At 45.5% G+C, this 18,639-nt stretch carries 23 protein-coding genes; 16 read left to right on the top strand and 7 right to left on the bottom strand.

Going from position 1 to position 18,639, the window contains the following annotated elements:
- Positions 1–2: 2 nt before the first annotated feature.
- Positions 3–2,624 carry a DUF3821 domain-containing protein gene (locus MPET_RS01850; protein ID WP_013328320.1) on the bottom strand — a complete coding sequence of 874 codons (2,622 nt, stop codon included), beginning with the start codon at positions 2,622–2,624 and terminating at the stop codon, positions 3–5.
- Positions 2,625–2,941: 317 nt separating this feature from the next.
- On the opposite strand from MPET_RS01850, the gene MPET_RS14345 reads away from it, so the two are divergent.
- The 6 genes from MPET_RS14345 to MPET_RS15435 are packed head-to-tail and all read left to right on the top strand — an operon-like array spanning position 2,942 to position 6,623.
- Positions 2,942–3,553, top strand: coding sequence for a type IV pilin N-terminal domain-containing protein (locus MPET_RS14345; protein WP_013328319.1), 612 nt, complete (start codon positions 2,942–2,944; stop codon positions 3,551–3,553).
- Positions 3,553–4,113 carry a type IV pilin N-terminal domain-containing protein gene (locus tag MPET_RS15230; protein WP_013328318.1) on the top strand — a complete coding sequence of 187 codons (561 nt, stop codon included), beginning with the start codon at positions 3,553–3,555 and terminating at the stop codon, positions 4,111–4,113. Before MPET_RS14345 ends, MPET_RS15230 begins: the two co-directional genes overlap by 1 nt.
- Positions 4,110–4,607, top strand: coding sequence for a type IV pilin (locus MPET_RS15225; protein WP_013328317.1), 498 nt, complete (start codon positions 4,110–4,112; stop codon positions 4,605–4,607). Before MPET_RS15230 ends, MPET_RS15225 begins: the two co-directional genes overlap by 4 nt.
- Positions 4,608–4,629: 22 nt before the next feature.
- On the top strand, positions 4,630–5,208 hold the full coding sequence (locus tag MPET_RS14330) for a type IV pilin N-terminal domain-containing protein (protein ID WP_013328316.1): 579 nt from the start codon (positions 4,630–4,632) through the stop codon (positions 5,206–5,208).
- Positions 5,205–5,735: a type IV pilin N-terminal domain-containing protein gene (locus tag MPET_RS01825; RefSeq protein ID WP_013328315.1), complete on the top strand. Its 531-nt coding sequence runs from the start codon at positions 5,205–5,207 to the stop codon at positions 5,733–5,735. The genes MPET_RS14330 and MPET_RS01825 overlap by 4 nt, the downstream gene beginning before the upstream one ends.
- Positions 5,736–5,792: 57 nt before the next feature.
- Positions 5,793–6,623 (top strand): type IV pilin N-terminal domain-containing protein, encoded by an 831-nt coding sequence (locus tag MPET_RS15435; RefSeq protein ID WP_013328314.1) that lies wholly within the window; start codon positions 5,793–5,795, stop codon positions 6,621–6,623.
- Positions 6,624–7,496: 873 nt separating this feature from the next.
- Here MPET_RS15435 and MPET_RS01815 read toward each other — a convergent pair.
- The 3 genes from MPET_RS01815 to MPET_RS14325 form a co-directional block, all read right to left on the bottom strand.
- Positions 7,497–8,942 (bottom strand): PQQ-binding-like beta-propeller repeat protein, encoded by a 1,446-nt coding sequence (locus MPET_RS01815; RefSeq protein WP_083773162.1) that lies wholly within the window; start codon positions 8,940–8,942, stop codon positions 7,497–7,499.
- A gap of 742 nt (positions 8,943–9,684) precedes the next feature.
- Positions 9,685–10,236, bottom strand: coding sequence for a type IV pilin N-terminal domain-containing protein (locus MPET_RS01810; protein ID WP_013328312.1), 552 nt, complete (start codon positions 10,234–10,236; stop codon positions 9,685–9,687).
- A gap of 7 nt (positions 10,237–10,243) precedes the next feature.
- Positions 10,244–10,807 carry a type IV pilin N-terminal domain-containing protein gene (locus MPET_RS14325; protein WP_013328311.1) on the bottom strand — a complete coding sequence of 188 codons (564 nt, stop codon included), beginning with the start codon at positions 10,805–10,807 and terminating at the stop codon, positions 10,244–10,246.
- A 129-nt stretch (positions 10,808–10,936) separates the two neighbouring features.
- Here MPET_RS14325 and MPET_RS01800 point away from each other — a divergent pair, with 129 nt between their 5' ends.
- Together MPET_RS01800 and MPET_RS01795 are read left to right on the top strand one after the other, a co-directional pair.
- On the top strand, positions 10,937–11,791 hold the full coding sequence (locus tag MPET_RS01800; protein ID WP_013328310.1) for a DNA-3-methyladenine glycosylase family protein: 855 nt from the start codon (positions 10,937–10,939) through the stop codon (positions 11,789–11,791).
- 181 nt (positions 11,792–11,972) lie between these two features.
- Positions 11,973–12,392 (top strand): type IV pilin, encoded by a 420-nt coding sequence (locus MPET_RS01795; protein ID WP_013328309.1) that lies wholly within the window; start codon positions 11,973–11,975, stop codon positions 12,390–12,392.
- Between the two features lie 16 nt (positions 12,393–12,408).
- On the opposite strand, the gene MPET_RS01790 is transcribed toward MPET_RS01795, so the two are convergent.
- On the bottom strand, positions 12,409–12,768 hold the full coding sequence (locus MPET_RS01790; RefSeq protein ID WP_013328308.1) for an ArsR/SmtB family transcription factor: 360 nt from the start codon (positions 12,766–12,768) through the stop codon (positions 12,409–12,411).
- 202 nt (positions 12,769–12,970) lie between these two features.
- On the opposite strand from MPET_RS01790, the gene MPET_RS01785 reads away from it, so the two are divergent.
- The 8 genes from MPET_RS01785 (at position 12,971) to MPET_RS01755 (ending at position 16,436) form a co-directional block, all read left to right on the top strand.
- The gene (locus tag MPET_RS01785; RefSeq protein ID WP_013328307.1) at positions 12,971–14,044 is read left to right on the top strand and encodes a permease; all 1,074 of its coding nucleotides are present in this window, start codon (positions 12,971–12,973) and stop codon (positions 14,042–14,044) included.
- A gap of 7 nt (positions 14,045–14,051) precedes the next feature.
- A complete protein-coding gene (locus MPET_RS01780; protein ID WP_013328306.1) occupies positions 14,052–14,306 on the top strand; it encodes a hypothetical protein in 255 nt (84 codons plus the stop codon).
- Positions 14,307–14,310: 4 nt separating this feature from the next.
- Positions 14,311–14,550 carry a thioredoxin family protein gene (locus MPET_RS01775; protein WP_013328305.1) on the top strand — a complete coding sequence of 80 codons (240 nt, stop codon included), beginning with the start codon at positions 14,311–14,313 and terminating at the stop codon, positions 14,548–14,550.
- A 1-nt stretch (position 14,551) separates the two neighbouring features.
- Positions 14,552–14,956, top strand: a complete 405-nt coding sequence (locus tag MPET_RS01770; protein WP_225353840.1) for a putative zinc-binding protein — start codon at positions 14,552–14,554, stop codon at positions 14,954–14,956.
- A 16-nt stretch (positions 14,957–14,972) separates the two neighbouring features.
- A complete protein-coding gene (locus MPET_RS01765) occupies positions 14,973–15,200 on the top strand; it encodes a hypothetical protein (protein ID WP_048130499.1) in 228 nt (75 codons plus the stop codon).
- The gene (locus tag MPET_RS15665; protein ID WP_083773195.1) at positions 15,137–15,271 is read left to right on the top strand and encodes a putative zinc-binding protein; all 135 of its coding nucleotides are present in this window, start codon (positions 15,137–15,139) and stop codon (positions 15,269–15,271) included. The genes MPET_RS01765 and MPET_RS15665 overlap by 64 nt, the downstream gene beginning before the upstream one ends.
- Before the next feature lie 534 nt (positions 15,272–15,805).
- Positions 15,806–16,258: a DUF2178 domain-containing protein gene (locus MPET_RS01760; RefSeq protein ID WP_013328302.1), complete on the top strand. Its 453-nt coding sequence runs from the start codon at positions 15,806–15,808 to the stop codon at positions 16,256–16,258.
- The gene (locus tag MPET_RS01755) at positions 16,242–16,436 is read left to right on the top strand and encodes a helix-turn-helix transcriptional regulator (RefSeq protein WP_013328301.1); all 195 of its coding nucleotides are present in this window, start codon (positions 16,242–16,244) and stop codon (positions 16,434–16,436) included. Before MPET_RS01760 ends, MPET_RS01755 begins: the two co-directional genes overlap by 17 nt.
- Before the next feature lie 281 nt (positions 16,437–16,717).
- Here the strand turns inward: MPET_RS01755 and MPET_RS01750 are convergent, their stop codons facing one another.
- The gene (locus MPET_RS01750) at positions 16,718–17,944 is read right to left on the bottom strand and encodes an ABC transporter permease (protein WP_013328300.1); all 1,227 of its coding nucleotides are present in this window, start codon (positions 17,942–17,944) and stop codon (positions 16,718–16,720) included.
- A complete protein-coding gene (locus tag MPET_RS01745; protein WP_013328299.1) occupies positions 17,941–18,636 on the bottom strand; it encodes an ABC transporter ATP-binding protein in 696 nt (231 codons plus the stop codon). Before MPET_RS01745 ends, MPET_RS01750 begins: the two co-directional genes overlap by 4 nt.
- Between the last annotated feature and the right edge of the window lie 3 nt (positions 18,637–18,639).

Here is an 18,639-nt window from a genome sequence, read left to right as displayed (position 1 = left end):
ATTCACCTCCTCTTCCGGTACAATACCGCCCACGCAACGGATGAAAGTGATATTATGTAGAATAACGGCCCTGGTCCCGATGACTTTGCCGTGGGTTCTGTTGTTGCCCGGGTCGTCGCAGAACGCGTATATTGTGATGTGGCAGTAGCGGTCTTTTTAGTAGACTGCGGCTGATCCGAAAGTCCTTCACCAACATTCTGGCTTGCGGATGCCTGCTCTTTGCCGTATCCTTCTTCGTGCAGGGTAAACAGGAAGGGCTTTTCGAACTTGATCTCTTCGCATTTCATTACACCTACATAATCCCCGGGTTTCATCTGTGCGGAGATGTCTGCAGGAATTTCAAAAGAAAAACTCCTTGAGTCCAGGTCGACAGTATCTCTTCCCGGGTGCGTACTGTCGCTGTAGACCCTGTATGTGCTCTGGGTCTTTCCGGAGTAATACATATCAGCCTCATAGACCGCCAGCGTCAGGCTGTCCCCGGAAAGATCGATCTGGTTGTACGGGTAATCTATTGCGCATTCAAGATTTGTAGTACCCGTGATAGGTACTGCCTCCCCGACCTCGTAGTCAATGACCGGGTCTACATTTACTCTCGCTCTTTCTATGACGAATTTCTGTTTAACCATCGTGTCGTCGATATAAGGCGAATCAAATGCTTCTTCAATTGCGGCAAGTGCCGAATCCGACTGGAGCGACGAGAAATCGATAGTCTTTCCGCTGGTAGTGACAATTGTTGTTATTGTTCCTGAATAGCTGTTCCCTTCTTCGGGGAGAACATCGAAAACCTGGTTGTTCATGGGGTGCTGGTATATAACATAAAAGCTGCCCTCGCTCATGTTATTCGAGAAACTCCGGGGAAGGTTCAGGCCCGAGTACCCGGGGAAATCGTTATCCTCGGCAAGTATGCTTAACTGCTCTGCATCAGTGCTGTCCGAATCTACCTTCAGGAGAGGAAACTGTGTATAACCTGTATATTTGAAATTCTTCCCGATGATCCAGTAGCGGATAGTGCCGGTGTAAGAGGAGGAGTTAGGGCTGCCTCTTGCAGACCAGAGAGAGACAACATGGTCACCCTGGGCAAAAAAGCCGGGAGCTTCTTCAGGGAATTTAACGTTTATCGAGGCGTCGTTTAAATCTACGGCAAGATAATCCTTGACCTCTTCTTCGGAAAGCCCGCGGCTTTCATAACCGACAGGCTCCGTAGTTGCAAAAATTGTATATGTCCCTGATGAAAGCCCCGTCCCCGATGTATCCCAGTCAAAGTAGAATTCAGCACTTCCTTTCGAAATTTTCACATAATCGAATGTAGAGTTGTCATAATCTACGACCCCGGTAGAAGGACTTGAGGGTTTGTCTCCGTTAGAATCAAGATTGTAGCCGGTTATGTAGAAGTAGATATACATATCATCGCTCGCAGCGGCGGCGAGTGTTCCTTCTACCGGAATGGTATCGCCGAGACAGTAATACTGTTCGTCGCTCAGCGGAAGATCGTAGAGCTCTATATCCTTACTTGTTCCCGGCTCCACGGTAATTTGAGCAGTTGTATAGGTATCCGGGTTATTGGTTTCATAGATCTTCGGGTAGAAATTTCGTGTCGTGCGGCTGTAATCGCCTTCTACTTCAGGGATATTGAGCTGGACTGTGACAGTTCCGCTCCAGTCGGGATGAACTACCGCTTCATACTCGTTCACGTAGATATCATAATTGCCGGTGGGAGAGAGCTCGGGCTTCCCTTCCATCGTATCTTCTATCGAGATCGTGTAGTAGGTATAAGGCCTCCCGGTAATCGTCAGTGTTGTAGAATCGCCCATCTGAACTGTTGATGGCGATACCGACGCTGCGAGGGTGTAGCGGACGACATCGAAATCATACTCTGCAGTATAAAATGAGTTCTGACCGTTATATGCAGTAAACTCCATCACATAGGACCCCTCCTCCGGATTCAGGTTCTGGTCGCCGATGCTGAATGCAAGGGTATTATTGTTTTTAGTAGGGTCTTCCATCAGATCCGTGAGTGAGACGGAATCGCCGTTCATATTTGTAACTGTGCTCAGTTTGAGACCGCTGGCTGTTTTAAGGCTGTATTCATACCACGGATTGACAAAATTCCCATTGTTCAGGTTCGTCGAGTCGATTTTGAACTGGACGTTCATATTGAGAGGAATTACAGCAGGTGTTTTGGTATCGGTTGTCGCCGGGTTCACATCGGTCCCGAGCGCTGTTCCTGTTCGTATTTCTATCCCGCCATCCGGTTCGGAGACGATACAGATGGAATTTCCCCACGAACCGTTATAGAGTTTAAACGGCCTGTCGAGATAGGAAGAACCGACATTAAGCCTCCCGGAGAGAACGGCAGAATCTTTCAGTGTCTGCATGGCAAGCGCAGATCCGCTGTCATCACAGGCAAGCCAGAGAGGCGCCTCAAGAGGCGGCATAGTCTGGAAAGTAGAGAAATTGAGACCCCTTTCCCCGTTGAACACGGTATCGCCGGGATTTACTCCGGCATTTGATCCTTCAGGAGAGGGATACCTGGCAGATGCCGGTACGGCTATTAAAACGCCGATTACGACCAGTATGATTAAAAATACAACTCCCCGGGGATTTTTTATTTTCAGGACGCTCATGAATGTACCCGAACTTAACTTCCATGTAAGGTTTGTAGCGCTAATAAAAAAAATTTGTTTTTTATAAATTATACTTGGCAATAAGTGAGGATGCTCAATTACCCCACAGTCGCACTGACGCCAGTAAAAATAAAAATTTAACAGTAATTTCTCATTTTGACCAAAACCAATGCAAAAAACATGAATTTTAGCAATAGGGTTAATTTCACTATATTTATCAGCCCTCAAAATCTAATAAAAAATATCCATTGTCAAAAAAAATTGTTAAAAAACAATTTGATTTGGTTTGGAAATTACTACCTTTGGTGGTATCTGGCATGGAAAAAAAGCATAGAGATTTGAGTTTGGAGGCTGTTTCTCCCGTGATAGGGGTTATGCTGATGCTTGTCGTGACGATAATCATCGCCGCGGCAGTCTCGGCATACGCAGGAGGTATGGTCTCAGACCAGGAAGAGACACCAACTGCGCAATTGGATGTGCAGCTGAAGACTGAAGGGACTTACCCGAAACTTGTTTTCACACATCTCGGAGGAGATTCGCTGGATACGAGTGAACTGAAGATCATAACCTATTTCCACGACATCACCCGCACAATTGACGGAACCGAGGTGAAAGGAATCTACAAACACACGACAGACGGCTCGCTCAATCCGATGGACCCTGCAAATTACTTTGATGCGACGGATTATGAGGCAGGCAATGGTTCACTCGTTTCAAACAACGGTTATCCGTGTACTGTTTCAAATGGAGTGCCGGTCAAGTATTGGGGCAACTCAACCATGATGCCGGGCGACATCTATACGACGATCGATCAGGCGTCGATCAAAAGTATCATAACTTCCGGAACAGTAGGCGACGAGCCGATCGAGGTTGAGATCATTCACATTCCAAGCGGGAAAACGATCTTCAGCGGAGAGGTGATCTATTGATGAACATTTTACCGGAAGATAAAGAGAGCGGAGTATCACCAGTCATAGGCGTGATGCTGATGCTTGTTGTGACTATCATTATAGCAGCAGTCGTCTCGGGATTTGCCGGAGGACTTACGGACTCATCGACAGACACCCCGGTAGCCACTTTCGAGTTTAAGGTTTATTCTGCATATGTTATTGCCAGCACCCATGGCGATGTAGAACCTTATGTAGAGGCGACCATGAAAGGAGGTGAGGCGATCGACACGGCAGACCTAAAGATCGTGTCCTACCACGAGGATGAAAACGGCACACTCAGTTCTTATGAATTTACGAAATCAGCTGTTACACGCCCCGCCCACTACACCCCGAATGCTTTCCTGAGTTTTACAGGGACAAGTACCGACAATTTCTTCGGGGAAACCGGCTGCTACTGGCACACCGGTGAGAAATTCACCGGAGGTCCGGAATATCTCCTTAATGTAGCGTCCCCCCAGGCAGGCGATAAGATCGAGATTAACATGATATATGAACCGGCCAACACGATCATCTGGTCGGACGAGGTGACTGTGATATGATATTAAAAACCGAAGATGCAGTTTCACCAGTCATAGGTGTGATGCTGATGATAGTAGTGACAATAATTATTGCAGCAGTCGTCTCAGGTTTTGCCGGGGGCTATTCCGACGAAGACAGGAAGGCACCAACAGCAATTATATCATGCAAGGCAACGGACAACGGACTCCTTTTCACCCACGAATCAGGAGACTTTGTGGATCTTGTGGACTGCAATATAATACTGACAAACGGGGAGGATACAAGAAGTTTTGCAGGCATATCCGAACTTGAAAAGGTTGATCCTATTTATTCCTATTCAAAAGATACGCAGATTACCACGGGCAACCAGTTCTACCTGACTGCGGACAGTGACGGCAACGGAAGCGGAGTTGACGGTGCATACCTCGGCTGGGAGGATCCCGATTTTTACCTGACAACCGACGAGATCGGAACCTACAAGATAATTGACAGGGAGAGCGGGCAGATCATCTCGGAAGGCGTGATCGCTATATAAATTAGAAATTCAAGGTGAAAAAATGAAGAAAATGGAAATAAGAGAAGATGCGGTTTCACCAGTTATCGGCGTGATGCTGATGATTGTGGTGACCGTGATTATCGCAGCTATTGTTTCGGGATTTGCAGGAGGAATGAGCGACAACCAGAATACAGCACCCACAGCGGCGATACAGTGCAGTATCGTGAAAGAGGACGCAGACAACGTAGTGATGACGTTAAAGCATGTCTCAGGAGATTCCCTCAAAACAGCCGATCTCAGGTTCTATGTCAGCTATGTAAACTCAACAGGCACTCCGGTCCAGGAGAGAACGCAGGGCGTTTCGGTAGAGGGATTTACTGATACCGAAGGAAATACCGTAAATGCAACAGTCCCGTACCTGACCGATGTCAAAGTAGGTGACGTAGGAGACGATGACACTAATTATGGGAACTTCATCTGGAACCCGGGCCAGATCATTACGACCGGCAACGGAGAAGGATTTGAAGCAATAACCGGCCTTGATCCGGAAGATGTCGAAATAGGAGATATTATTAGTATAAGGCTTGTGGACACCAGTTCCCAGAAGGCAATATTTGACAAGGACGTGAGGGTACAATGAGGTTGTTTAGTAAAAAGACAGAAGCGGTTTCACCCGTCATCGGAGTAATGCTGATGATCGTTGTCACTATAATCATCGCGGCAGTTGTATCGGGATTTGCAGGAGGAATGAGCTCTACAGAGAGCAAAGTACCGAATGTTGCATTCACGGTCGATCCCGATCTTGACGGCAACGGGACGATCATGTTCAAACACACCGGCGGAGACGAACTCCTGATAGATGAGGTCCTTGTACAGTTAGAGTACGATGACAGGAGTATCACTTTGTCGAACCTCGACAATATGACAGGCCACAGCGATTATGACTATCTCAGCGAGATGGGAGGAGATACGGATGGTTTCATAACCGGCGGCGACAGGATGGTTCTCACCTGCGACGATAACAATGCCGAGGAGAAGGCGTTCATATTCAAACCTGACAATGCGGCGATTAACTTCACGATCCCATATTATGGGCATGTCAATTACATGATTCTCGACAAGGAGAGTGCGAAGGCGATCCAGACAGGAGAGTTTGTCCTGAGGTAAAAACCGCCAGTCCTGCAGATTTCGGCAGGGTTTACGGCATTTTCAGGAGGATTTCAAATGAAAAAGATAAAAAACGATCGCGAAACAGAGGCGGCTTCGCCAGTGATAGGCGTGATGCTGATGCTCGTGGTGACAATAATCATTGCAGCGGTCGTCTCCGGTTTAGCCGGAGACATGGGGCTTGACAAGAAGACTGGACCGAATGTCGTGCTATCAGAGCCTGTGCTTGATTTCGATTCGGACGTGACAACAGGAGATCTGATATCAGTCACCACTTATGCCGAAGACATTGAGACGGGAGACGAAGATTGGGTGCAGGCCGGCTACTATAATGTGCACTTACCATCAACAGTGAATGACCAGCACGGCCTTACTTTCACGCACCTTGGAGGAGACCCGATCGATCTCAAGGATCTGCAAATGTCATTCAATTCAAACGATCTAGGTATAGTTGTCGATTACGATTCGGTACGGGCGCAGGTATCTTCCGGGGCTTTCGAACCAGTATATGAAGTAGGAGATTCATGCTGGGACGGATGGGGCATCGTCACCAGAATAGAGCTTAGTTATTATGGTGACCCCGGCAGAGAAGTAGACTTCACGCTTGATGAATTAGCTGATATGATTAACAACAAGCATTACGGCTACTTTGTCAAGATCAGTCCCGAAACAGAAGATGACACCATAATACGCACAGGAGACCAGTTCAAGGTATACACCGACGACGGAGGCCAGCCATGGTCTATTGTTGCCATAAACGATGCCGGGATAACCCAGTCGTTTTCCTTTGAGTTCGGTTCGGGCAACAACTGGATATTGTCACACAAGCCTTCGGGAGAGATTCTTGGACAGGGAGATCTCGTCTTCCCGGATAAAACCAATGAGTGAAGACATGATGAGTATGATAAACAGAGGTGATAATAAGGATCAAGGCACTAATTCTTACAAAAAACCCTTTCTTTATAAATTCAGGATCCCTTTCACAGGTAACAGTTCTTTGACAATATGTTTTAGTCAGAGACCATGATCTTTTTTCGGCAGGCTATTCCAGAAGGCCGGAAATACAAGTGATCCCATACTGAACCCATCACTTCTGCGACCAGACGTTAATTAATTGCCACGATTTCTCCAATGTTGATTAAAAGAAGCATATGGACAGAACTACGATTTTATCATTATAATCCCCGGAGAGCCCACGCCCCTTAGATCCTGTAATCATATAAAGATGAAAACAACAATTCTGCCCTTCGGATGTATTCTTTCGTATCATCCTTTCCAAAATAGTAATGAGGATTTAATTACCGAACCTACCACAAAGGTATCTGATTTTGATATGCATAGTATCTGATTATTGGTTCTTTTTTCAGGAAAACAAAAGACTAATCAAATCTCCTCAGTTTTCCTCGTCAGATCTAAAACCAGTATGTTAAAATCTTCTGGAAGTACATGCACACGATATTTTCTTGAGGAATTTTTCAGCACCCTGCGATGTCTGAAAACAGAATAATTCACAACCAAGTATATCAGAACTGCTCTCCGAGTTTATAATATCTTATAGCCCAGACTGAAACATTTCATCACTAATCCATGATATTGGAATGCTTTGTTAATACTTTGTGCGTGAATAAATCAGATTTGCGGGTTTAAGACAAAATTTTCTGCTTTACAGTTTTTTTATGGAACTGTATCTGAATAGTTTAATTTAAAAAAAAAGAAGATGACGGGAATCATCCTTTTGCCTCAACTGAACGATCAATCTGTTCAGCTGAATATGTAAAGGAATCCGTCATTTCCGGCAGTGTAAACCTTGTCATTTGCAATTGCCGCTGTGGCTCCTCCTGCAGGATAGAACCACTCGGTTGCACCTGTGCTGGCATTTAGTGCATAGGTTGTGTTGTAGCAGAACGAATTCATGTCACCAGATTCCTTACCAACGAATACATATCCGTCACCAATGGCTACCGAGCATGTCCATCCGCCCATCTCCTCATTCTCACGATCCCATACGGGGGTCAGGTATTCATCCATCTGGAAGCACCTTACACCAGGATCTGCACTGCCCCATGATCCACCGTTCCATCCTCCAGATACATATACAAGGTCATTTTCAGTATCAAGCGAGGGCGTGGCATCTGTACGCTCAATTGGCGTCTTGTTGATGTAGGTTCCGTCAATTTCGTAAGCATACAAATTGCCGTCGCTCGAGAAGCTGTATGACGCTACATATACATTGGTACCATCTGTTGACGGCGAACCACAGAATGATTCGGAATATCCGGTTCCAACGCCTTTACTCCAAACTTCTCTGCCCGTGGCAACATTTACCTTGTACAGGAAGCCGCTGTAAGTAGTATTGCTGTCATACCCCCATCCACAGACATACATCATTCCTGCGGTGCCTTCATCGGGATCATATGCAGGTGTCGACTGTGAATATGTCATATCATAGTTCCGAGTGTCTGAGTTGTTGAAAACCCATTTTTGGCTGCCGTTGTCCTTGAAAAGACAATAGTAGTCACCATACCAGTCGCTTCCAAAGACATAGTCATCGGTGACTGTAAGACCGCCATTGCACATAGCATTCTCTATTGTAGTAAAATTCCACATCTCATAGCAATCGGAAATACGGATCTTATAGATCTTGTTGTCCGAGGCTGCATAGACATATGTCCCGTCAGTTGCAGGTGCACCCCATGAACCCAGATGCTGTGTTCGCGGGAGAGGGAAATCCCAGTCAACAGTCATAGTACTTTCGTCTATACAGGTAAGGTTAATCTCAGTGAGTCCGGAGGGCTCGTCAAAACCTGCATAACCAGTATAAAGGAAAATTTTACCATCTGCTACAATAGGGTTAACGGTCCCTATGACTTCGCGGTCATCAAAAATAACAACAGAAGTGTTGTCATCCGGCAGACTACTACATGGAGAATCCCCCATATTTGCCTCATCATACATAAACTGCGGCCAGTCATATTGATCAAGAGACCTTGTAGTCGCACTTACAAGCGAGGCAGCCGCCTTAGTCGCCTCACCGGCATAATAAGTTGTTCCTCCATTCTCCGATGACGTGTCTTTCGCAAGTTTATCCTCATCGTATTGCGCAATGAACTGCCCGTTCTGCGGATAGCTCGCTGCCATTGCTGCCGGCACGAAAAGTGCCAGGACCATCATTCCTGCTATAAATAGCATCAATGTAGTTTTTTTCATTTTTACACCTAAATTCGTTTAAAAGCGAGATGAAAGGAGGATAAAAGTGATTATGATGAATAATCTACCCCACCGGATGTAAGGTATTTAGTGTCCCCCGTGCAGCCCGCCACGCCCAAAACGGTGATTGACCTGCAAAAAAAGGACAGATTGCGGTGCACTCTCTATGCAGGTTTAGACCATTTCACATTGTGGGCAAATAAAGTTGATCTAACTAAATATATTTTAATATTGCGATTGACAATGCACAATAATATTTTAAAGAACAGAAAACCGCATCCCGGATAAATAACAGGAATGCAGCTGTTTTGTTGATCGAGAGAGATAATGAAAAAAGTTCCATTATCGATTTTCCCTTTTTTCGACAGGACAACAGACATAATAAGTGCAAGCCCCCCGCCCGATCGAAATTATGGGATTAAAACGTCCATAATGGCATAAATCTCTAAAAAAGCCGGATCTGTCATTCAGCCCCCAAGAGAAAGATGCGATGTCTAAGGATGGACAATTTTAATTGTTGTTTAACAAACTATTTTAAAATTATTATGCTGTTTGCAAATCAGCGAAATAAAACAGAGAATTAGATCGAATTATCTCATTCCGAAAGATAAAGGATCAATAAATATCCCCACCAGTAACAGGAGGAGGATTTGCACGCGCTTCGCCCACAGAGATCAAACAAACCGAAATATTTAATTTAAAAAATTAAATTGAAAATGCAAAGAGAAATACTTAAAAAAAGTCAGATCTCCACAGGTATCGAACCTGCACTGATCGCCCTTCCCGACCTTAAATCGATTATCCTGTAATCCAGGTATTCATCGGCCTGCACGGAAAAACCGGTACCGGCCTCTGCATTTTTCCAGTAAATTTCATCGCCCACCACGTCATCGACACGGAGGATAAAACGATCGCCGACAGTCACTGTTTTGTCATCAATATTCCCGTAATTTTCAATATATGCATGACTATTCCCATCAAAACCAGTAGGACCATCCTTGTTGCTGACAACAGTCTTGTCTTTGGCAGAAGAGCGGTTAGCAAGGTTGATCTCGATACTGTTGAGATCGACAGGATCACCGGAGAGGTGATCGAAGATAATATAAGGTGAAATATCGTCCCTACCCCAATCTGAAGCTACAATATTTGCAGAGATTGAATCATCCACGGCGTCAAATGAATGACCGCAGGCAAACGCCGCGACCACACAGGCAATTATCAATGTGACAGTAAGCATAAGCATCACACCGAATACCTCCGAGAGCCCGGATAAATGATCCCTATAAAATTTCATAGCAAAATTACTCCAATAAGAACTCCGTCTTCAGGATCGTATTTCCGCTCGGAAGGTATACGATCGTAACCTCCACGGGAGTGCCCCCATAATTACCAAGAGAGTCACCTTCGGGAATTCCCAGAAACTCCCGGGTCGCATCAGTGCTGTCGGTTCCTGCAACAGCCCCCGGTTTCCACAATGCCTCACCGAACTCGGAATCGTTAGATAGAGACATCTGACTGTCATAGACGCATGGAAGCCTCAAATATGGATCATAGGACGAACGCGGCGATTTGGCAGTGTGATTAGACTTGATCACACCCCCACCCCCATCCTCGATCCAGGTAACTATCTTCAGGTCGTCGGTAGAAATCTTATCACCACCGAGATGCTCGAATATTATATTGAAATTACCATCGTCAACAGAACCGTCACAATACACCGCAAGGCTTGCCGACGGAGTATCCTCAAAGGTAGTTGAAGCACCCCCTGCAAAGGCGGCCACAGTCGAGGCAATAATTATTGTAACAGCAAGCATCAGCATCACACCGATAACCGCTGAGACAGCATCTTCAACAAAGAATCTCATCCATCAACCCCGACAAAGAAAACAGTATAAACTGTACCAGCACCTATTAAAATAATATTGTTATATAACAATTTATTTTTTTCGCAGGGAACAATATTTTTCTATATACCCGGGCAATAGAAGATTCAAATGGAGGGTTATAGATCAATAGAGATCAATGAAGACTCCCCTTTTAGCCTTGATAGCACCCTTGCAAGCGGACAGGCTCCGCGATGGGAAAAGGTCAACGGCTGGTGGTACGGAGTCGTCAAAGACAATGTAATCAAAACCAGACAGCTCGATGACAAAATATACTTTTCGGGATGCTCAGAAAGATACTATAGAGAATATTTTTCCCTGGATTACAACCTTAAAGAATTCTATGATTCTTTCAGTGACGACATGTACCTGAAAAGTGCCATAGAAGCCAACCCGGGACTGAGACTGGTCGGCCAGGACCCCTGGGAATGCCTCTGTTTCCAGCTGACGATAAATAAAAAGCGCACCAGCCCAGGAGAGGACTGCTTTACCAGAATTTCACAGAAATTCGGTGATGAGATCGAGCTTGACGGGAAAATTTACCACACATTCCCCACAGCCGAAACACTGGTTAAAGAAGGGCTGTCAAAGCTGAAAACCTGCAACCTCGGATACAAGGCCAACAACATCCATTCTGCAGCAAAAAAAGTTGCAGAAGACCCCCTGTGGTCAAAAAAGATCGAGTCCATGAAATCAGAGGATGCAATAAAGATCATCTCGGGATTCAGAGGGGTGAAACCAACTGTTGCAGAATGGATACTGATCTTTGCCTTCCGCCGCTATGAACTCTTCCCTGTAGATTCGCATATTCGCAGCAGGATGGTTAAAAAATACCTTTCAGACGTTCATTTCCCCAATAACAGTAAAACGATCGATAATTACATCCTTAATTTTGCACAGGACCATTTCCAGGAATACTCGGCATATGCACTCGAATACCTCTTTGCATCCCCTAATTCATTATAGAAGAAATGTCCCAACACCCCCACACCATACATCACAGAAACCATGGAGATCCCAATCCCCGGCATGAACAGACATTCGCGCGCGATTCAAAAGTGACAGTGTCGACACAGTCAGAATAATTTTAAAAAATAATTGATATAAAACAACAAAACTTAAACCGAAATGAAATGTAAATTAACATATGCACCATAATCCGCCGGATGACAGCGCCCTATCACCAGTCATAGGTGAGATGATGATGATCGCACTTGCAGTGCTTCTGGTTTCCATTTTTTCAGTAACACTGTTCGGCCTCCTGCCGGCAGAAAGAAGCGATTCAATAGACATCCTACAGGAACCCTACAACAATACAAACCATGAACTGAAATTTTGGCACAAGGGAGGAGACTGGGTCAAAAAATCGGATCTGAAAGTAGTAACAATCAGAGACGATCATACAACCGAGACAATCAGTTTATCGGACGACAACTTAGAGGGCGATTCATTCGACTTGGGTGACAAAATAACTATCAAAAGCACAGACTTTAATAATGGACTTAAAAACGGAGACATTATCCGTTTGATAAGCGATAAAAACATGATATACTCGGGAATTATCTAAACTCCCGGTCATTGCGCTACAAAACCCATTTTCCCCCTTCCTCCGTCAAACTGTAAATAATCCAGTTGCCCTGCTGTTCCCCCTCTATCAGGCCTGCCCTCTTCATCACCGAGAGATGATAAGAAAGTCTGGAGTCCGCGATTCCAAGACCGGCCTTCAAAACACAGACACAGAGCGGCTGGATGCCGAGCATAGACATTATCTTCAGGCGAATCGGGTCAGAAAGCGCTTTGTGGATCTCGCCGGATGAAGCAAGCGTTTCATCATCAGGCAGACGTTTGAGAAGTCCGGCAATCCCGCCATATTTCCGGAGCGACATGACAATCTCATCCGGAAGCGACATGGTTTCTTCAGAGCAGCTGCATTTCTTCTCCATTAACCGATCTCCAGTTAAAAGGAATATGAAATTACACCCGATATATAAACACCGGTATTCTCCCGATGAAAAAAAGAGCTAAACCATTTCAAAAAACGTTGAAATGGCAAAGTATATGTGCAACATAATCAAAGACTAATTCAAATAAATTTGAAACTCCTCCAACCTGTGAAGAGAGAGGAGAAAACCGGAGAAGAAAAAGATGATTGAGGCAATTATCGGATCATTTATAGTCGGCTGGAATACCCTCGCAGGATACCTCGCAGATCATGTTCTCACCTGCCTGATTCCCGCTTTCTTTATCGCCGGGGCAATCGCCGCATTTGTAAAGAAAGAAGTGATATTGAAATATTTCAGTCCCGATGCCAGGAAAAGCATAGCATACGGCCTTGCATCGATCTCCGGAACGGTGCTCGCAGTCTGTTCGTGCACGATCCTCCCGATGTTTGCAGGCCTTTTCAAACGCGGAAGCGGGATCGGGCCTGCAACAACCTTTCTCTACGCAGGACCTGCGATCAACATCCTCGCGATCGTCTACACGGCAAATGTGCTCGGCTTTGATCTCGGAGTAGCAAGAGCCGCATTTGCAATCACAATGGCGATAATCATCGGCCTTATAATGGCGGCCATTTTCAGGTCGCATGATGAGGAGACAAAAAAGAATATGATCGCAATGCCGTCAGTTCCGGCCGGTGGAGAAACAGATCGCCCAAGGTGGGTAGTCCCGCTCTTCTTCGTATTCCTGGTAGGAATCCTGATCGCCGGTACAGCACAGGCAGACTGGATGATTAAATTCCCTGTAATCTATGCACTCACCATCGGCATTGCCGTGCTGGCAATCTACTTCTTCGAGAGAGACGAGGTTTCGGAATGGGGGCTGGAGACATGGGACCTGACAAAAAAGATCTTTCCCATACTGATTGCGGGAACATTCATCCTCGGGATGATCTCGTACTTCATCCCGCCCGAGACTTTCAGCCCGTTCTTCGGGACGAATTCGTTCGCATCAAGCCTTCTTGCAGCAATAGTCGGAACGATCCTCTACATGCCGACGCTGCTTGAAGTTCCCGTCATAGGGACGACCTTCGGCTATACGAGCGGAATTATGGCAGGAGGGCCGGCACTCGCCCTCCTCCTCTCAGGGCCCAGCGTAAGTCTCCCGTCGCTCCTTGTGATATCAAGGATTATGGGAGCAAAGAAGACAGCAGCCTATGCTGTTCTTGTGATACTATCGTCTGCAATTGCAGGAATTATATACGGAATGATAATCGGGTGATCCAAAGATGACCAATAAAGACATACCATGCTGCGCCGCAGATGCAATGAGGCGCGTTAAACAGATCGATGTTGAGGGTACGGTAGTCGGCATAACGATGCTTGAAGAGATTATCGCCGAAGTCCGCCAGACAGACCTGCGGAGCAAAACAGAGATTACCGAGACTCTTCTCAAAAAGGTCAGGATTTACAACTACATCCCCGACGCAGCAGAAACAAAATACAAGATTGCATTGTTTAAAGAATATGAAAACAGGAAGTGAAAAAATGAAGATAGAAGTCCTCGGAACAGGTTGCATGAAATGCAAACGACAAATGAAGAACGTTGAAAAGGCAGTCGCAGAGAGCGGCATTCCCGCCGATATCCAAAAAATAAAGGATATCGAAGAGATAATCAACCGGGGCGTAATGCTCACCCCCGCAGTAGCTGTCAACGGGGAGATCAAGGTCTCCGGAAGGGTTGCCGATGTTGCCGAACTGAAAAAGATACTTGATGAGGCGCAGTAAGTTGCCGGACGAACAAAAATGCTCCTGCTCGTGTGGCGGAAAAGAACCCGAAAGGATCATTTTTCCCTGTGCCAGGCAGGCGAATACAGGCCAGATCACAAACCTTGCGGCAATCCAGCTAACTGAAGAAGGATTCGGAAAGATCGCATGCACTGCACTCCTCGCGACAGGAGAAAAAGGCCTCATAAAAAGAGCAAAAGATACCGGCGGAGTTGTCGTGCTCGACGGGTGCCCGATGAACTGTGCAAAAAAGATTGCAGATACAAACGATGTCCCGGTGTCTCAACATCTTATCATGACAGAACTCGGCATCACAAAAGGCCCTTCAAAATCCTACTTGGATGATGATGTCGAGACAGCAGTCTCCGCCTGCTGGGAAGGCAAGGGAAAAAAGAATTCCGAATAAAAAGGTTTCAGGAATCATGGGCATTACCATCATCACATGCTCCGGCGTCTCAAACACAGGCAAACTGACGACACAGGCCGGGCTAACCCCCATGAACCGCTGCCCGGGAAAGATCGACAAATGTATTGAAGCAGGAAGGCCCGGGGCTCTTAAAAAAATCCACAAGATAAATTCGACACGATCCTTGCACTCGACGGATACGGAGACTGTTGCGGGAAGAAGAAGATCAAATCCCTCGGCATAAACCCGGACCTCCAGATAATTGCAACCGATCACGGGATCAAAAAAACGCGGGATGGAAGAACCATTATATAGCGAAATAGAGACAATCATATCGGCGACAAAAAAAGGCGCTCGAATAAAAAAGACCTGAAAATCCATTAAAAAGGAATAAAAATCCATTTTTCAGGCCTGTGTTGAATATAATATTAAATAGAATATGAAATCTGAATATATCACTCCAGTATGATCAAATGAAATATGTAAAATATATAGAAGTGCATAGATTATCTGATGACAGAACACAATAAAAAAACCACTCTACAGGCAGCAGGAGTTACGGCGATGTTTCTGCTCTTCTTCACGGCACTTTTCCTCGCAGCAGGATTCATGGGATAACCGCATTGAAGAATTCAAAAAAGATAAAAGCTGCATATGAAAGACAGAACGCAGGTCAACCCTTTAACGCAGCTGGATACAGGTTATCTTCGCAGGACATCCGTATAGATGAACTGCACAAATAGAAAGGTATTTTTTAGTTTTACATCGATACGTTCTCTTATCTGATACAAAACAAATAATAATGTAAAATTAAACCTACATATTGTAGAGAATCTTGCCGTGATCGATATGAAGCTCTCACTGAAAAGGAATACCTCTTACATAATAGTGGCTTTTATTGCCCTGATTGAGATAGGAATTATTTGGTGGGCTGCGGATTACAACCGCCCTCCCGCAACGGAATTAACTACTATCGCTCTTGCTGCAGGAATAATTATTGCCTACTTTATCCTTGAGCAGGTGAATACAGTCGAACCCGGAATGACGGACGAGAGACTTGCACTTGTAAACTATAAATCAGCATTGAGAACTCTCCAAATCTTCTGGATACTGACCTTCTCCATACTTCTTACAATGATCATAAGGTTCATAGATTTTGAGAGAGATGTCCGCCGACTCATATTCGGACCCGTATTCAGCCAACTCATAATGCTTGTAGGAATCATCTTCCTCTTCGTCGCATTCAGGATCTACTACAACACCAAATACGGAGGATATGATTCCGATGAAGAATCGGATTAAGGTTTTTCGTGCTATGCATGACCTGACCCAGGAGGGGCTTGCAAAAGAGCTTGGAGTGACAAGGCAGACAATTCTCGCAATCGAGAAAGGGAAATACGACCCTTCACTGGACCTGGCATTTAAGATTGCAAAATATTTCAATGTAAAGATCGAGGAAGTGTTCGTCTACGAAGGATGAACTCCAGGATCTGTTTATCCACCAACAAGTCACCCTGATTCTTCTGTTCCTTTAATTTTCCAGCTTTTTATTATTGAATACCCCAAATATGTCGTTGTAGAATGCCTCAACCCGATTATAGGAAGGGTCTCGTACCATTTACATCAGTTCCCCACCCGGTTATTTAGCTGAGCAAGGAAATAAGACCTGGAGAGAGAACAAAATAACAGACGTAAAATACTCTATTCAATGATGAAAAATTAAAAAAGAATTTAAAAAAGGGATTATGTAATCCCCGGGGTTTACTCCGACCTCAATGCCTCTATAGGGTCAAGGCAAGACGCCCTGTATGCCGGATATACACCCGAGAGAACGCATATCACAATTCCGAGAACCATTCCGAGCGGGACATACATAAGGCTGCTAAACGTGAAGAAATAATCGGTTGTTCCAATCATTCCATACGTAAGGATGTACCCGCCGATGAAACTCGCAACGGCACCAATGCCTGCACCTACCACTCCGAGAATTAAGGATTCATAGAGGAACATCTTTCTGATCTCGCTCCTCCTGGTACCTATACTCCTCAGAATACCTATCTCCTTGATCCTCTCGGTGACCGACATCATCATTACGTTGAATATCGACACCGCCGCTACAAGAAGCGAGATTGCACCTATTGCCGACATAAACGATGTCATAGTACCGACTGTCTCCGAGATCGTATCGATCATCGAACCAGAGTCCTGTATACGTACCTCATCTTCCCTGTAATTCAGAGCATAGTCAAGGTCGTCCTCAAGTTCTTCGATATCGTCTATATCACCGGCAATAATATTCACCTGGTCATACTCATATTCGCTGCCAAGATGTGCGGTATACAGGTCTTCATCCATGATTATAGCATTATCAGTACTCAGATCAGAGGACATTCCTTTCTCTTCCAGTATACCTGTCACACGAACAGTGAACTGAGGAACATCATCATCGTCTTCGACATCCTCGTCTCCGATCTTAATCCTGCTGCCGACTACCAGATCATATCTCTCCGCAAGGCTCGAACCGACAAGAACTCCGCTTGTACTAAGAGGCATAGATCCCTCTTCTATATCAACAAGATCAGGGACAAGAGTCATATCAATACCATATATTGTGGCCCTTCCTTCCTCTCCTCCCACTTCGATGTTTTCACTCGTGGTATATAATGGAACAACAAGATTATCTCCTGTTGCCGCAACCTGCTCAATCTTCCGAAGCTGGGTCTTATCGATATATTCGTCCTCATCATCTGAGCCACCGCCGCCCATCATGCCACCACCGCCGCCACCGGAATCGGGAGATATCATGATGACATTTCCGCTTTCGGACAGTTCTGCGGTGATGGAGAGGGTCATGTTCGCACCCATTATTCCGATTGAGGTGATGGCTACTACTCCAATGACTATACCTATCGCCGCAAGAAGCGATCTCAGGAAGTTCAGTCTGACATTCCTTACAGAGAGGTCAAAGAAGATATCACCAAAGATCATGAGAATCCCCTTCCCTCTGAGATTATCTTCCCGTCTCCCATAACGATCGTCTTCTCGGCATAATTTGCGATATCGGGTTCGTGTGTCACCATCACGATAGTCCTGCCCTCTTTATGAAGATCAGTTATCATATCCATAATCTGGACACTGGTCCTTGAATCCAGATTTCCGGTCGGTTCGTCGCAGAGAAGGATTGCCGGATCGTTCACAAGAGCTCTTGCAATTGCGACCCTCTGCCTCTGACCACCCGATATCTCATTGGGTTTATGCCATACTCTCGTCTCGTCAAGACCAACCATCTCAAGCAGTTTCTTTGGGCGGCCTGTATCGTCCCTCTTTTTGTACTTGAGAATCAGCGGATACTCCACGTTCTCACAAAGATCAAGAAGGGGGATCAGGTTGAAGTTCTGGAAGATGTATCCTATCTTATCACGGCGAAGGTCGGTCAGTTCATTGTCATTCAAATCCCTGACACTTCTTCCGTCGATATATAGATTGCCCGATGTAGGAACGTCAAGGCAGCCTATCTGGTTAAGAAGGGTCGATTTCCCCGAACCGGATGTACCCATAATGGCCAGGAATTCACCTTTCTTTACCTCAAGGTTGATATTATCCAGGGCAATTACATCATCCGTAGGGAGGGAATAGACCTTTGTGACATTCTCCAGTTTGATAACCGGCCTGTCGGTCATTGA

This window comes from Methanolacinia petrolearia DSM 11571, from assembly GCF_000147875.1.
Taxonomy (GTDB): Archaea; Halobacteriota; Methanomicrobia; order Methanomicrobiales; family Methanomicrobiaceae; genus Methanolacinia; species Methanolacinia petrolearia.
This window is presented reverse-complemented; position numbering and strand designations above follow the sequence as displayed.